The organism is Erwinia psychrophila (assembly GCF_039023475.1).
Taxonomy (GTDB): Bacteria; Pseudomonadota; Gammaproteobacteria; order Enterobacterales; family Enterobacteriaceae; genus Erwinia.
This window is the reverse complement of the sequence record NZ_JBCHVB010000005.1, coordinates 1-15,625: the sequence shown is the minus strand read 5'-3', so window position 1 is coordinate 15,625 and position 15,625 is coordinate 1. Positions and strand designations below refer to the sequence as shown.

12 protein-coding genes are annotated in these 15,625 nt (G+C 58.2%); 11 read left to right on the top strand and 1 reads right to left on the bottom strand.

What is annotated here, in order from left to right:
• The first annotated feature begins 470 nt into the window (after nucleotides 1-470).
• From kdpF to kdpE, 6 genes are read left to right on the top strand one after another with little or no spacing between them, the layout of a single operon-like run.
• Nucleotides 471-560 (top strand): K(+)-transporting ATPase subunit F, encoded by a 90-nt coding sequence (gene kdpF / locus AAH446_RS13180; RefSeq protein WP_342907150.1) that lies wholly within the window; start codon nucleotides 471-473, stop codon nucleotides 558-560.
• Nucleotides 560-2,245 (top strand): potassium-transporting ATPase subunit KdpA, encoded by a 1,686-nt coding sequence (gene kdpA / locus AAH446_RS13175; RefSeq protein WP_342907149.1) that lies wholly within the window; start codon nucleotides 560-562, stop codon nucleotides 2,243-2,245. Before kdpF ends, kdpA begins: the two co-directional genes overlap by 1 nt.
• 16 nt (nucleotides 2,246-2,261) lie before the next feature.
• Nucleotides 2,262-4,295: a potassium-transporting ATPase subunit KdpB gene (kdpB, locus tag AAH446_RS13170; RefSeq protein WP_342907148.1), complete on the top strand. Its 2,034-nt coding sequence runs from the start codon at nucleotides 2,262-2,264 to the stop codon at nucleotides 4,293-4,295.
• Nucleotides 4,296-4,304: 9 nt separating this feature from the next.
• Entirely contained in the window at nucleotides 4,305-4,880 is a 576-nt protein-coding gene (gene kdpC, locus AAH446_RS13165) for a potassium-transporting ATPase subunit KdpC (protein WP_342907147.1), read from the top strand.
• A 9-nt stretch (nucleotides 4,881-4,889) separates the two neighbouring features.
• Entirely contained in the window at nucleotides 4,890-7,571 is a 2,682-nt protein-coding gene (gene kdpD, locus AAH446_RS13160; RefSeq protein ID WP_463322812.1) for a two-component system sensor histidine kinase KdpD, read from the top strand.
• Nucleotides 7,568-8,239, top strand: coding sequence for a two-component system response regulator KdpE (gene kdpE, locus AAH446_RS13155; RefSeq protein ID WP_342907146.1), 672 nt, complete (start codon nucleotides 7,568-7,570; stop codon nucleotides 8,237-8,239). Before kdpD ends, kdpE begins: the two co-directional genes overlap by 4 nt.
• A gap of 130 nt (nucleotides 8,240-8,369) precedes the next feature.
• On the opposite strand, the gene AAH446_RS13150 is transcribed toward kdpE, so the two are convergent.
• Complete coding sequence (locus AAH446_RS13150) at nucleotides 8,370-8,666, bottom strand: YicS family protein (RefSeq protein ID WP_342907145.1); 297 nt, start codon at nucleotides 8,664-8,666, stop codon at nucleotides 8,370-8,372.
• A 1,588-nt stretch (nucleotides 8,667-10,254) separates the two neighbouring features.
• Here AAH446_RS13150 and tssB point away from each other — a divergent pair.
• The 5 genes from tssB to AAH446_RS13125 all read left to right on the top strand — a co-directional run.
• Nucleotides 10,255-10,752, top strand: coding sequence for a type VI secretion system contractile sheath small subunit (gene tssB / locus AAH446_RS13145; RefSeq protein WP_342907144.1), 498 nt, complete (start codon nucleotides 10,255-10,257; stop codon nucleotides 10,750-10,752).
• A gap of 33 nt (nucleotides 10,753-10,785) precedes the next feature.
• Nucleotides 10,786-12,333 (top strand): type VI secretion system contractile sheath large subunit, encoded by a 1,548-nt coding sequence (gene tssC, locus AAH446_RS13140; RefSeq protein ID WP_342907143.1) that lies wholly within the window; start codon nucleotides 10,786-10,788, stop codon nucleotides 12,331-12,333.
• 12 nt (nucleotides 12,334-12,345) lie between these two features.
• Nucleotides 12,346-13,686 (top strand): type VI secretion system baseplate subunit TssK, encoded by a 1,341-nt coding sequence (gene tssK / locus AAH446_RS13135; RefSeq protein ID WP_342907142.1) that lies wholly within the window; start codon nucleotides 12,346-12,348, stop codon nucleotides 13,684-13,686.
• Nucleotides 13,683-14,357, top strand: a complete 675-nt coding sequence (gene tssL / locus AAH446_RS13130) for a type VI secretion system protein TssL, short form (protein WP_342907141.1) — start codon at nucleotides 13,683-13,685, stop codon at nucleotides 14,355-14,357. Before tssK ends, tssL begins: the two co-directional genes overlap by 4 nt.
• On the top strand, nucleotides 14,354-15,625 hold a 1,272-nt coding region (locus AAH446_RS13125), incomplete at its 3' end, for an OmpA family protein (RefSeq protein ID WP_342907140.1). The genes tssL and AAH446_RS13125, both read left to right, overlap by 4 nt.

Sequence of the window (15,625 nt, the reverse complement as noted above, 5' to 3'; positions counted from 1 at the left end):
ATCTGCTCCGGTCCTGAGTTCAGTTGTGTCAGCCGCTAAGGATTAACTCAATAAATTGTACGAAAATCTAAAAATCATCAGGCCATTTTTAATACCCAAAAGATGCAGATAAGGGCCATCACAGTGACGTTCTTCTTTGCAGGAGAGCTGTAACGCCCGTATTCCCCCTTAACCGGGAAGATTGAGCGTGAGTAGATGTCAGTAGAACTTACAGTCGGGGGATGTGCCTGGCTGCTTCAACCACCACTTCGGCATTAAAATGAGCCTTAATTTTTTATTCGTTAAGGCAAAACGCACTTAAATAAATGCGCTCATTACTGTGCGCTGCGCCTGATTCAGGCCTCGCCTTTCTTTCCCCCAAACCCCTGAGATTTTTATATTTTTTTTATATCCGCTCCCCTTCTTTTAACGACATTTTTATATGTAATTTTTTAAACTTTTAGCCACTTAACCACGAGAGGAGTTTCACCGTGAGCGTTGGATTGCTGTCCGGCCTTGTGCTGGTATGCCTGCTGCTCGGCTACCTTTTTTATGCCCTGTTCCGGGTGGAGGAGTTCTGATGGCTTCAGAAGCATTTTTACTGGTGGCCAGCTATCTGGCCGTGTTGCTGATCCTGGCGCAGCCTCTGGGTCGCTACCTTTCAGGATTGATTGCCGACCGTCCGGTGCGCGGCTTCGCCGCCGTTGAAACGGGTTTATGGCGTCTCTGCGGCATCCGCAATAACGGGATGACCGGGCGGCAGTATCTGGCTGCCATCCTGCTGTTCAATCTGGCGGGTCTGCTGCTGCTGTTTCTGCTCCTGCTTTGCCAGGGCGTTCTTCCGCTGAATCCGCAGCAGCTTCCAGGACTTTCATGGCATCTGGCGCTGAATACGGCAGTCAGCTTTGTCAGTAACACCAACTGGCAGGCCTATGCCGGGGAATCCACCATGAGTTACTTCAGCCAGATGGTGGGGCTGGCGGTGCAGAACTTCCTTTCGGCAGCCACCGGCATCGCCGTCGTTTTTGCCCTGATTCGCGGTTTCTCCCGGCGTGAGACAACCAGTCTGGGTAACGCCTGGCGTGACCTGATGCGCATAACCTTATTTGTTCTGCTGCCGCTGTCGCTGGTCATGGCGCTGTTTCTGGTCAGTCAGGGCGTGATGCAGAACTTCTCTCCCTATCTTACCGCCACCACGCTGGAAGGCGTGCAGCAGACGCTGCCGATGGGGCCGGTCGCCTCGCAGGAAGCGATCAAAATCATCGGCACCAACGGAGGCGGCGTGTTTAACGCCAACTCAGCCCATCCGTTTGAAAACCCCTCAGCGCTGACCAACTTTGTGCAGATGGTGATGATTTTTCTGATCCCCGCCGCGCTCTGCTTTGCCTTTGGCGACACGCTGCGTGACCGGCGGCAGGGCCATACGCTGCTCTGGGCGATGACGCTGATCTTTATCACTGCGGTCTGTCTGGTGATGCTGGCAGAAACGGAAGGGAACCCGCACTTCCTGACGCTGGGTGCCGACAGCGCGATGAGCTGGGAAGGGAAGGAGAGCCGCTTTGGCATTCTGAACGCCAGCCTGTTTGCCGTGATCACCACGGCAGCTTCCTGCGGCGCGGTGAATGCAATGCACGACTCCTTTACCGCGTTCGGCGGCATGGTCCCGCTGTGGCTGATGCAGCTGGGCGAGGTGATTTTCGGCGGCGTCGGCTCAGGCCTGTATGGCATGTTAATCAACGTGATGCTGGCCGTCTTTATCGCCGGGCTGATGATTGGCCGCACGCCGGAATACCTTGGGAAAAAAATCGGCGTGCCGGAGATGAAGATGGTGGCCCTCTATATCCTGATTACGCCCTCGCTTGTGCTGCTGGGATCGGCGCTGGCGATGATGACCGACGCTGGCCGGGCAGCGATTTATAATCCGGGGCCGCACGGCTTCAGCGAAGTGCTCTATGCGCTCTCCTCTGCCGCCAACAATAACGGCAGCGCCTTTGCCGGGTTGTCAGCGAATACGCCGTTCTGGAACCTGTTACTGGCCGCCGCCATGCTGCTGGGACGCTTTCTGCCGCTTATTCCTCTGATGATCATCGCCGCGTCGCTGGCGGGAAAAAGAACGCAGCCCGCCAGTCCCGGCACATTACCGACCCATGGCCCGCTATTTGTCGGCCTGCTGATCGGCACCGTCATCATGGTCGGCGCACTGACCTTCGTGCCGTCGCTGGCGCTGGGGCCGGTCACTGAACATTTGCAGTTTACTACGCATTAACTGGCGGAGAATCATCATGGCACAGCAGTTACCTTCAGCGCAGCGCAACGCCACCTGGCGGGCGGCCTTTACCGGCGCGTTCAGCAAGCTCGATCCGCGGGTGCAGTACCGCAACCCGGTGATGTTTGTCGTTTATCTGGGCAGCATTCTGACCACGCTACTGGCTCTCAGCAGCAGCACGCCGGGCTTTTTTACCGCCGCCGTCAGCCTCTGGCTCTGGTTTACCGTGCTGTTTGCCAACTTTGCGGAGGCGCTGGCGGAAGGGCGCAGCCGGGCCCAGGCAGAGAGCCTGAAAGCGATTAAAAAAACCAGCTGGGCCAAAAAGCTGGCCGCGGCGAAATATGATGCCTCAGCGCAAAATGTCCCGGCCGAAAGCCTGCGCAAAGGCGACTTCGTGCTGGTGGAAGCGGGTGACATTATTCCCTGCGACGGCGAGGTGCTGGTGGGCGGCGCCTCCGTGGATGAGAGCGCCATCACCGGGGAGTCGGCACCGGTCATCCGTGAGGCCGGGGGCGATTTTGCGTCGGTGACGGGCGGCACGCGTATGCTCTCCGACTGGCTGATTATTCAGTGCAGCGTCAATCCGGGCGAGACGTTTCTGGATCGTATGATCGCCATGGTGGAGGGCGCCAGCCGCCGTAAAACGCCAAACGAAGTGGCGCTCACCATTTTGCTGATCTCGCTGACCATCGTCTTTCTGCTGGCGACGGCAACGCTCTATCCTTTCTCCGCCTGGGGCGGGACGCCGGTCAGCGTTACGGTGCTGGTCGCGCTGCTGGTCTGCCTGATCCCCACCACTATCGGCGCGTTGCTTTCCGCTATCGGCATTGCGGGCATGAGCCGGATGCTGGGCGCGAACGTGATAGCCACCAGCGGCCGGGCCGTGGAGGCCGCCGGGGATGTGGATGTGCTGCTGCTGGACAAAACGGGCACCATCACCCTGGGCAACCGTCAGGCCAGTGCGTTTCTGCCCGCACGCGGCGTCACGGAAGAGGCGCTGGCGAACGCCGCCCAGCTCGCGTCCCTGGCCGATGAAACGCCCGAAGGGCGAAGCATTGTCATTCTGGCCAAGCAGAAATTCAGCCTGCGGGAACGGGATTTAGCTAGCCTGGATGCGACCTTCATCCCTTTTTCCGCGCAAACCCGCATGAGCGGCGTCAATACCGGACAGGTTATGCTGCGTAAAGGGGCCGCGGATGCGATCCGCCGTCACGTAGAGAGTAACGGCGGCGAGTTTCCTGCGGAGGTGGTAAGCCTGGTGGAGGAGGTTGCGCGCCGGGGCGAAACGCCGCTGGTGGTGGCAGAAGGCAGCGTGGTGATGGGCGTTGTGGCGCTGAAAGATATCGTCAAAGGCGGCATCAAAGAGCGGTTTGCCGAACTGCGCCGGATGGGGATCAAAACCGTGATGGTCACCGGGGATAATCCGTTAACCGCCGCTGCCATCGCCGCCGAAGCCGGGGTGGACGATTTTCTCTCAGAAGCCACGCCGGAGGCCAAGCTGGCGTTAATCCGGCAGTATCAGGCGGAAGGGCGCATGGTGGCGATGACCGGCGACGGCACCAACGATGCGCCGGCGTTAGCGCAGGCGGATGTGGCGGTAGCGATGAACTCCGGCACTCAGGCCGCCAAAGAGGCCGGTAACATGGTGGATCTGGACTCTAACCCCACCAAGCTGCTCGAAGTGGTGCATATCGGCAAGCAGATGCTGATGACGCGTGGCTCGCTGACAACCTTCAGCATTGCCAACGACGTGGCGAAATATTTTGCCATTATCCCGGCCGCCTTCGCCGCGACCTATCCGCAGCTGAACCAGCTTAACGTGATGCGGCTGCACTCGCCGGATTCGGCGATTATGTCGGCCGTGATCTTCAATGCGCTGATTATCATTGTGCTGATCCCGCTGGCGCTGAAGGGCGTGAGTTACCGGCCCATGTCCGCCGCCGCGCTGCTGCGGCGGAACCTCTGGCGCTATGGGGCAGGCGGGATCGTTGTTCCCTTTGTCGGGATCAAACTGATCGACATGCTGCTGACCTTTCTGAATCTGGTCTGAGGAAAACTCATGAATCTTTTACGTCCTGCCTTTTCTGTGCTTATTCTGCTGCTGCTGATTACCGGCGTGGCTTATCCTCTGCTCACCACCGGGCTGGCGCAGTGGTGGTTTCCTGACGCGGCAAAGGGATCGCTGATCATGCAGAATGGGGAACTGCGTGGCTCCGCGCTCATCGGGCAGCATTTTACCCGGCCTGACTATTTTCAGGGGCGCCCATCGGCCACCGCAGAAACCCCTTATAATGCGCTGGCGTCATCAGGGAGTAATCTGGCGGCCAGTAACCCGCAGCTGGATGAGGTGGTGAAGCAGCGGATTGCCGCGCTGCGCGAGGCGAATCCCCAGGCGTCTCCGACGGTTCCCGTCGCGCTGGTGACCGCCTCGGCCAGCGGACTTGATCCGCATCTGCCGCCGGACGCGGCGGAATGGCAGGTGCCGCTCATTGCGCAGGCGCGTCATTTACCTGAGCAGGAAGTAAGAAAGCTGCTGGCAGCTCATACCCGATATCCGCAGCCTGGGTTTATCGGGGAGCCGGTCGTGAATGTCCTGACGCTGAATATGGCGCTGGATGCCTTAACCACACCCTAAGAGAGCATCATGAAAGAACTCCAGCGTCCCGATCCCGACCTGCTGCTGGCCCAGGCCGATAATGAAAGCCGGGGAAAGCTAAAGATCTACTTTGGCGCCTGTGCGGGCGTGGGGAAAACCTGGAGTATGCTCCAGGAAGCGCGCCGGCTACGGGCGCAGGGGCTGGACGTGGTGGCGGGCGTTGTCGAGACGCACGGTCGTCAGGAGACGGCGGCCTTACTGGAAGGGCTTGAAGTGCTGCCCCGGCGGGCGGGCGACCGGCCCCATCATCAGGCGTTCGATCTGGACGCGGCGCTGGCGCGCCGTCCGGCGGTGATACTGATTGATGAGCTGGCGCACTCTAACGTTCGCGGCAGCCGTCATCCCAAGCGCTGGCAGGATATTGAGGAGCTGCTGGATGCGGGCATCAATGTCCTGACTACCCTCAACGTGCAGCATCTTGAAAGCCTGAACGACGTTGTCAGTGGGATCACCGGGATCCGGGTCAGCGAAACCGTGCCGGATCCCTTTTTTGATGCCGCTGACGAGATCGTGCTGGTCGATCTCCCGGCGGACGATCTGCTTCAGCGCCTGCGGGAAGGGAAGGTCTACGTCGGCGATAGCGCGGAGCGGGCGATTGAGCACTTTTTCCGGAAGGGCAATCTCTACGCGCTGAGGGAGCTGGCGCTGCGGCGCACGGCCGATCGGGTTGACGATCAGGTGCGGGCCTGGCGCGATATCAAAGGGCGGGAAGAGAAGGTCTGGCACGTGCGTGACGCTATCCTGCTCTGCATCAGCAGCGATACCGGCAGCGCTAAACTGGTGCGCATCGCGGCCCGGTTAGCGGCCAGGCTCGGGTGCGAGTGGCATGCGGTCACCGTCGAGACATCCTCGCTGCATCGTCAGGGAGAAGCGCGGCGGCGGGCGGTGATGCGCACCCTGCAACTGGCGCAGAGTATGGGCGCGGAAACGGCCAGCCTCTCCGGGACGGATGAGGCGAGCGCGACCGTTCGCTACGCCCGGGAACATAATCTGGGCAAGATTATCGTTGGCCGCTCAGCGCAGCGACGCTGGCGCCTGACGTCCTCTTTTACGCAACGCCTCAGCCAGCTTGGGCCCGACTTCGATCTGATTATCGTCGGGCTGGATGATGCGGCGGATTATAAAAGCGAACGCAGCGGCGATCTCCCGGCCAGCAACCCCAAGTGGCCGCAAAGGCTGCGCGGCTGCGTCGCCGCCGTCACTTTGTGCGCGCTGATTACGCTGACGGGCCAGTGGCTGCTGCCCGGTTTTTCTCCCACCAACCTGGTGATGATCTACCTTTTAGGCGTGGTGCTGATCGCCACCGGCTTTGGGCGTCTGCCTTCCGTTTTCGCCGCCTTGCTGAATATTCTCGCCTTCGATCTGGTGTTTATCGCCCCGACGGGGGAATTTACCGTTCATGATACGCAGTATCTGATGACCTTTGCCGTCATGCTGGCGGTGGGGGTGATTACCGCTAACCTGACCGCTGGCGTACGCTATCAGGCCCGGGTGGCGCAGCACCGGGAGCAGCGCGCACGCTATCTGTATGAGATGGCGAACGGGCTTAGCCGGGCGCGCCTGCCGGAAGATATTGCGCGCATCAGCCAGCAGACGGTGGCGGCGGCGCTACAGGTCAGGTGTGAAATCTGGCTGCCCGATCCCCACAATCAGCTCGTTGCGCCCATGCTGAAAGCGCTGACGACCCTGCCCGATCCGGCTATCGTCAACTGGTGCTTCGATAAAGGCCAGGTGGCCGGGGCGGGCAGCGATACGCTACCCGGCGTCCCCTATAAGATTCTGCCGCTGGTCGTCTCGGGCAGGTCGCTGGGATTGCTGATTATTGAACCCGGCCCTCTCCGGCAGATGCTGCCCGAACAGCAGCGGCTGCTGGAAACCTTTCTTATGCTTATCGCCGGCGCGCTGGAGCGCTATACGCTGACCCAGCGCGAGCAGCATTCCCGCCTGGCGGCGGAGCGGGAAGAGCTACGGAATTCGCTGCTGGCGGCGCTTTCTCACGATCTGCGGACGCCGTTAACGGTGCTGTTCAGCCAGGCGGAAATCCTGACGCTGAATCTCTCCGCCGGGGGATCTCCCTATGCCATCCAGGCCAGCGAGATACGGCAGCAGACGCTCAGTACCATCCGTCTGGTGAACAACATGCTGGATATGGCGCGGATTGAGTCTGAGGGGTTCCAGCTGCGGGCGGACTGGGTCGCGCTGGATGAGGTGATCGCCAGCGCGCTGCGGGCGCTGGAAGGGATCCTCTCGCCGCAAAATAGCCATCTGGTGCTGCCTGACGAGATGCTGCTGCTTCACGCTGACGGCCCCCTGCTTGAGCGGGTTTTCGTCAATCTGCTGGAGAATGCGTGGAAATATGCCGGCGCAGAGGCGGATATTCTTATCCGGGCGGAGAGGCACCAGGATAAACTGCGGGTTGCCATTGAGGATAACGGCCCCGGCATCCCTGAGGGGAAAGAGAGCCAGATTTTTGAGAAGTTTACCCGCGGGCATGAGGAGTCCGCCGTGCCCGGCGTCGGCATGGGCCTGGCGATCTGCCGGGTGATTATGACCCTGCACGGAGGCGAAATCGTCGCCAGCAATCTTCCGCAAGGCGGCGCCTGCTTTACCCTTACGCTGCCGCTGCTGCCCCCGCCAGTGATGGAGGAAAACCCTGAGGAGACACCATGAAAAACGTGCTGATTATCGACGATGAAAAACAGATCTGCCGCTATTTAAGGGTCGCGCTGGAAAACGACAACATCCGGGTTTATGACGCCGGAACCCTGGCGCAGGGGCTGACGACGGCCGCCGCCCGGCGTCCCGAACTGGTGATCCTCGATCTGGGCCTGCCGGATGGTGACGGCATCGCTTTTATTCACCAGTTTCGTCAGTGGAGCACCAAACCGATCATTGTGCTTTCCGCCCGCACCGGGGAAGAGGATAAAATTGCGGCGCTGGACGCGGGCGCGGATGATTTTCTCTGTAAACCCTTCGGCATGGGGGAGCTTCAGGCGCGCGTCCGCGTTGCGCTGCGCCGCCACGAGCAGGGCCAGGAAGATGTGGTGCAGTTTGGCGATATTACCGTCAATCTCACCGCGCATACCGTCACGCGGGGCGACGCGTCGGTTCACCTGACGCCCACGGAATTTCGCCTGCTGGCTTTGCTGGCGGGAAATCCGGGAAAGGTGCTGACGCAGACGCAGATCCTCCGGCAGGTCTGGGGGCCGAACGCCGGTAGCAACAGCCACTATCTGCGAATCTATATGGGGCATTTACGCCACAAGCTGGAAGAAAGCCCGGCCCGCCCGCAGCATTTTATTACGGAAAATGGCGTGGGATACCGGTTTGTGCGCTGACAGCGCTTCCCGGTGGCAGCGCTTCCCGGTGGCAGCCGCAGCGCCGCTAAACGAGACGCCCGCTGCCTCGCGTATAGCCTCAGCCAAATCGCTTCGCTGGCGGGCAGGCAGACCCCGTTCCCGTCCGGCGTTACCTGTCCTCTGCGTCAGGACATTCGATCTTTGCCAGCAAAGATAAATAGCGTGGCTCATCGTTTGCTTTCAATGCCTGAGCGGCGGAGAGCAGCAGGTCGCTCTGTTGCGGCTCAGCTAAAAAGCGCTGCCTTAACGCTTCATCGGCCACGCTGACCGGGATCTGGCAGTGGTTGCGCAGATCGTCGGTCATCTTCTGCTGCTTCAGGGCGAAGGCGAGATTTTTATAGGGTGAGTCCGCCACGGCGGGGCCGGTTAATGCCAGTAAAGTCAGCGCAGCTATCAGATAATGCATTTTATCCTCCCGGTTAATCAGTGATGATCGGCCTGATGTCGTCGGTGCCGATCTCATAAAGATAGATACCGCTGGCTCTGGCCGTTGACAGGGCAAACAGGATGATAATGAAGAGTCTTTTTCGCATGTATCTCTCTCAACATCATTCCATGATGAGATAAGTGATAAAAAAATCAGGCTGCGATAAAGCGCTGCGGCGACCAGAAGCCGGGCAGCAAAATGATGGAAAATAATGAATTTTGAAATATCTTGTTAATAACCTAAGTTAAATTTCCAGGTTACACAAGCCTTGTGAGAAATTAGAACGCGCTCTTTTCATTACTGTGACGGGAGGCGTTTTTCAGGAAATTGCGCTGCCGGAAAAGACGCTTATTGAATGCAAAACCCTTTTGCAGGCTTATTTTAGTTCCGCTAGTTAATAGTATTTTAATCAATGAAATTCATTGCGTTATCGCGGCGGAGTGTAGGGAAAACCATCAGGCAGGCGCTTGCACGAGCGGGGGTGCCTTTTCTTTTAAAGGGATGATTGCCGGGATATTGAATTTTTCCTGGCCCGTCAGCGTCTCTGCTTCAGTACCATACCCTAAGGGCCGGCATCTGGTGCATTACCGATGTTACAGGCAGTCATATTGTGCCGGGGAATAGAGCGGACGCATCGCTGGCCTGTTTCACCATACGCAATTGCAGCCCCGGCACGGCAGCCAGCCTGATTGCTCATGTCATCAACAGCAGAGTAAGCGGCATAAGCTGGCTCTGAGCCGTCAGGCTCAAGGTGGTCATGAATAGGTTCAGCCGTCGTAAAATAGCGTCGGGCGGTTTGTACTCAGCTTTACCGTCAGGAGGGTGCCAATAAAATTCCTTATTCTGAACAATACCTGTAACTCTGGCGGTGACTGAGTTGCGAAGCCTGAAAGCACAGTCACTAAAAGAGGATATTAGTTTTCACGGGGATGAAGTAATAGATTTTTCAGGGGCGGTCAGCCCGGATTGTACGATAGATTCAGACGGAAAAAACATTAATGAATTCGTCTCGAATAGCAATATGAGAAGGTATAAAATCATTGCGTACTGAACAGCGCTTGTTTAATTGAATGTTCTGTGTGGAGTGTCTTTTGCTGTTTTTATTTATGTGTAATCTTAATTATTAAGCTGGGTGCTGTTTTAGTAAGGGTATTTTAACTAACGGGCTACAGGCAATGAACACCTGTTTTATGCGTTAATTTAGTTTGCCGCTTTCTCAATGGGTTCGTATTACAGTCTGTATTTTCCAGTAAATTTCCAGTTGACGGACCCTCCTTAACAGGGCTTTTTTTCATCAATGTAAAGAGTGTGTTGCATTAAAATTTTGAATGCCTGGTGTTTATCACTGTAAATCTCTATTTTTTGCGCCTGAAACAGTCAGTATGTGTGCTCATGGGGCGCAAATTCTATTTTTTATCCTTTTAATCTCATTTGAGCACCTGTTAATTTTAAAATTTAGTGTCAGGATCTTAAATTTGAACTACGAAAGGTGTAATAATCTGAATTTAGCACGCAGGGAATTGACGTGCGAAGAGATCACACAGCGATAAATAAGAGGGATGAACTGATGAGTGACAGTTTCCAGCGGGAGATACCGAAGGCGCGTATTAACCTCAAGCTTGACCTGCACACGGGTGGTGCGGGAAGAAAAACGGAATTACCCCTGAAATTACTGGTAACCGGTGATTTCAGCAATGGCCAGGAGAAGGCGCCCCTGTCGGAGCGCGCTAAAGTGAACATCAGTAAAAATAACTTTAACAGCGTCCTTTCTGAATATTCCCCAAAAATTAACCTCACCGTCGAAAATACCCTCGCCGGTGACGGCAGCGAAGAAAACGTCAGCCTCGCTTTCAGCGACATGAAAGACTTTGAACCTGAACAGGTGGCCCGTCAGATCCCCCAGCTTAAAGCCATGCTCGCCATGCGCAATCTCCTCCGTGACCTCAAAGCCAACCTGCTGGATAACCAGGCGTTCCGGAAAGCGCTGGAAAATATCCTGCGCGATCCGGCCCTGAGCGCGGAACTCCGGGCCGAGCTTTCTGCCCTGGCCCCGAAGCAGCCCTGAACGGCAACACCCTTTTAACGGATTAACTGAGGAATGCTGATGTCTGTAAATAATGAAAATGTGGCGGGCGGTGAAAGCCTGGTGCTGACGCAGCCGGCAGGGGGGAGCGTCTACGCGTCCCTGTTCGAAAAAATCAATCTGAACCCCGTCTCCGAGCTGAGTGCGCTCGACAGCTGGCAGGATACGCAGGCGATGTCTGACGCCTCCGCCGGTGAACGTCTGACCGCCGGGATGCAGGTTTTTCTGGAGTGCCTGAGTAAAGCGGGCTCGCCGGTGGAGCGGCTGGATAAAACGCTGATTGACCACCATATCGCGACGCTGGACCATCAGATCAGCCGCCAGCTGGACGCGGTCATGCACCATGAAGCCTTTCAGGCCGTGGAGTCCTTATGGCGCGGCGTGAAATCGCTGGTGGATAAAACCGACTTCCGCCAGAACGTCAAAATCGAGCTGCTGGACCTCTCCAAAGACGATTTACGCCAGGACTTTGAGGACTCGCCTGAGATCATTCAGAGCGGGCTCTATAAACACACCTATATCGATGAGTATGACACCCCCGGCGGCGAGCCGGTCGGGGCGCTGATTTCCGCCTTTGAGTTTGATGCCTCCGCGCAGGATGTGGCGCTGCTGCGCAATATCTCCAAAGTGTCGGCGGCGGCGCATATGCCGTTTATCGGCGCGGCCGGACCGCAGTTCTTCCTTAAGGATTCCATGGAAGAGGTCGCCGCGATTAAGGATATCGGCAACTACTTCGACCGCGCCGAGTACATCAAATGGAAATCCTTCCGCGAGACGGACGACGCCCGCTATATCGGTCTGGTGATGCCGCGCGTGCTGGGACGCCTGCCCTACGGCCCGGATACCGTGCCGGTGCGCAGCTTCAACTACACCGAGGAGGTAAAAGGGCCGGATCACGACAAATACCTCTGGACCAGCGCCGCCTTTGCCTTTGCCGCCAATATGGTGAAAAGCTTTATCAGTAACGGCTGGTGTGTGCAGATCCGCGGTCCGCAGGCGGGTGGGGCGGTGCAGGATCTGCCGATCCATCTCTACGATCTGGGCACCGGCAATCAGGTGAAGATCCCGAGTGAGGTGATGATCCCGGAAACCCGTGAGTTTGAGTTTGCCAGTCTGGGCTTTATCCCTCTCTCGTACTACAAAAACCGCGATTACGCCTGCTTCTTCTCGGCGAACTCCGCCCAGAAACCGGCGCTGTACGACACGGCGGATGCGACGGCCAACAGCCGCATCAACGCCCGTCTGCCCTATATCTTCCTGCTGTCGCGCATTGCGCACTACCTGAAGCTTATCCAGCGTGAAAACATCGGCAGCACCAAAGACCGCCGGCTGCTGGAGCTGGAGCTGAATACCTGGGTACGTGGTCTGGTCACGGAGATGACCGATCCGGGCGACGAACTTCAGGCCTCCCATCCGCTGCGTGATGCGAAAGTCACCGTGGAGGATATTGAGGACAATCCGGGCTTCTTCCGCGTACAGCTGTTTGCCGTGCCGCACTTTCAGGTTGAAGGAATGGACGTCAGTCTTTCGCTGGTCTCAAAAATGCCGAAGGCGAAAGCATAAGGCAGGATGCCGATGAAAACGGAACAGCCGTTATGGGGCAGAGGCGTGATGATCTCTCCCCAGCATTTTCAGCAACAGGCCGCGTATGCGGCCTGGACCGCTGAATGTATTGCACAAATGAGCCTCAGCCATCCGTGGGGCGTGCTTAATGTCGCTTTTGAAGCCGGCCCCCTGAAACTGAACCGTCTGCAGGCGAACCACCTGCATCTGCGTTTTCAGGATGGCACGCTGATTGATACGAATAATGCCGATGCGTTGCCACCCGCCCTGTCGCTGGAGGGAGCCCTGCATGGCGCGGTGGTCGTGCTGGCTTTGCCGCTTCTGAAGGCGAACGGCGGCAACTGCCTGAAACCGGATGAAGTTCCGGAGCGCCCGGTGCGTTACCGGCAGCAGTGGCGTGACGTCCGTAATCAGTTCGGCGACGACAATCGTCAGATTGCGGTGATGTCGCCGGAAATCACTCTGCGATTTGCTGACCAGAATAACAGCGATTATCTGACCTGTCCGGTGGCCCGCTTGCTGCAAGATCCGCAGGGCGTCTGGTCTCTGGACGGGGCCTTTATACCACCGCTGCTGTCCGTACAGGGTAGCCGCTGGCTGATGGCCCAGCTTGAACAGTTGATGATCCAGTTGCGCGCCCGCCTGACCCGCCTGATGGCCATGCGCCGTGAAAGCAACGAACGCATGGCGGATTTCGCGGTTGCCGACGTGTCGCTGTTCTGGTTGCTGAACGCCCTGAACAGCGCTGAGCCGGTGCTGAGCCAGTTTCAGCGTTATCCGCAAAGTCCGGCAGAACGCCTTTATCTGGAACTGGCCCGTCTGGCCGGCAGTCTGCTCACTTTCTCGCTTGAGCATCAGGTCAGCGCTATTCCTGCGTATCAGCACGAGCAGCCGGGCGCGGTCTTCCCGCCGCTGTTTGATTTACTGAGCGACCTGATGGAAGCGAGCCTGCCGTCACGCGTGGTGGCTATCGAACTCACCCATGATAAACGTCTGCGCCAGTGGCTTGCTCGCTTGCAGGACCCGCGCCTGCGTGAAGAGGCGGATTACTATCTTTCCGTTCGTTCACCGATGCCGGCGGCACAGCTGCAGGAACAGTTTCCGCAGCAGTGCCGCGTGGGAAGCCCGGACTATGTGCTCAGTATTGTGAACTCATCACAGCGGGGCATTCCGCTGAAGCCGCTGCGTCATGTTCCTGCGGCGATACCTCTGCGTCTTGAAAACCAGTATTTCACGCTCGATCTGTCCCATCCGGTTGCGGCAGAGATGCTGGAAAGCGGCAGCTGCATGTTCTATGTCCCGGGCATGCTGGGTGAGCCTGAACTTGAACTGTTTGCGGTGCTGAGAACATGAGTAACAAATTAAGCTGTGATATCGACAACCTGCTGCAGGACACCTGGCTGCAGGTCATCAGCCTGCGCCACGGCCCCTCTTTTAAAGAGGGAGAGGGACGCAGGCTCTGGGAACGCTGCGTGGCGGATGTGGAGCGAGTCCGGCAGGCGCTGAAAGCCGTAGAGCTGGATGAAGCCAGCTGCCAGCATATTCTCTATGCGCAGTGCGCGCTGCTTGATGAAGTAGTGAAAGGCCGCGGCGTACAGGATGACGCCTGTCTGCAATGGTACGACGTCCCATTACAGGGGCATTTCCTCGGCACGCTGGATGCCGGCGATGAGCTGTGTAACCGCATGCGGAAGGTGTTGCGGGAACCTGCACCGGACATCGCGGTTCTGACCTGCTTTCATCGGGTGATGCAGCTGGGTTTCCTCGGCGGTTACCGTTCCCTGGAGGAGCCGGAACGGACCAAACTTGTTGAGGCGCTGAGCGTGCTGGTTCCCCCTTTTACGCATCCACAGACATTGCCGGTGCTGGCTGACGCCAGACGCAGCCGTGGCGTAGGGGGGATTTTCGACAGCTGGCCCGTGCGGATTGGCCTGAGTCTGGCGGGGCTGGTGGCACTGTGGTGGGGGCTGAACCACTGGCTTGATCTGACGCTGGCCTCACTGCTGCCGGGAACGCTGAAATGACCCCGGTGCTCTGCCGTTTTCTGGCGCTGTGGGCCGCACTGCTGACGGCGATTGTATGCCTTGCGTTCCTGCCTGTTTCCCGGCTGACGGCGGTTCTGCTGATGCTGGCGGGCTGGGTTCTGATTATGATGGCCAGCTATGTCGTCTGCCGTCGCGCAGCACGTCCGGAAGATGAAGTCAGTACGGGACTGGATACGCTGCCGGAAGCGACTTATCGTCAGCCGGTGGTGCTGGTCTGTGGCGATTTACCACAGGCCTGGCCCCAGGCGACGCCACTACTGACCGTGACGCAGGGCTGCTGGCTCCGGCTGGAAAAGGATCAGGATCTGCAACAAGTGGGCCGTCAGCTGCTGCGGCAGCGTCCGGAATGGGCGCGTCAGCTTTCCATTATGGTGACAGTCTGTCCCCAGCAACATGCCGATACTGAATCCCTGACCTGTCGTCTGCTGGCCCTGCGCTGGCAAATCAGCCAGCTGCGTAAGGAGACCGGTCACACCATTCCTGTGGTGCTGAGCGGGGTAGTGGGCAGCGCCATAATGAACGAGACGCTCTGGCAGGCTGAGGTTCAGGCAGAGGGTGTCCACGTCTGGCTTATGTCTCAGGCTCCCTCCACCGTCGCAGCATGGATCACCTCTGGCGGCGCGACCGCCATGCAGCAGCAGGTGCTGATGAACAGTCTGATGAGCTGGTTTCGTCAGCATGTAGTGGCGGTGTTTGTAGATAAAAACCCGGATCTCCCCGTTGTCATGCCCACTGCGGTGTTATGGGGGATGATGCCCGCTTTACGGGGTGCGTTGCCCTCTTCGCTCTGGACCGCCTGGCTGTCCCGCCATACTGCACTCAATCAGGTGGCAGGCTGGTTACCCGGCGAGCCCGGCTCATCCTCCGTTTCGCCGTCGCCCGATTTTATTCTGCCGTTGCTTCCTGAAGGAACGGGGCTTACGCCACGTCAGCGCGGCTGGCGTTCTGCGTTGAGTCTGTTCACGCTGGCCGGGATCGTCGCGCTGCTCGCCAGCGCATGGAACAACCACCAGCTGATCCAGCGACTGGGATTTGATATTGCCCACTATAACCGCACCGCCATGAATGACTACGGCCCTAAAGCCAGTGCCGTCCAGGTGCTGCGTCAGGATGCCTTGCAGCTGGATGGCTGGGCTCGTCAGGGGGAGCCGGTGGGCATGAGCCTGGGACTCTGGCATGGCGGCCAGCTGCATATACCCGTGCTGGATGCGATCCGTACTTATGTTCCGCCGCCACCACCACCACCG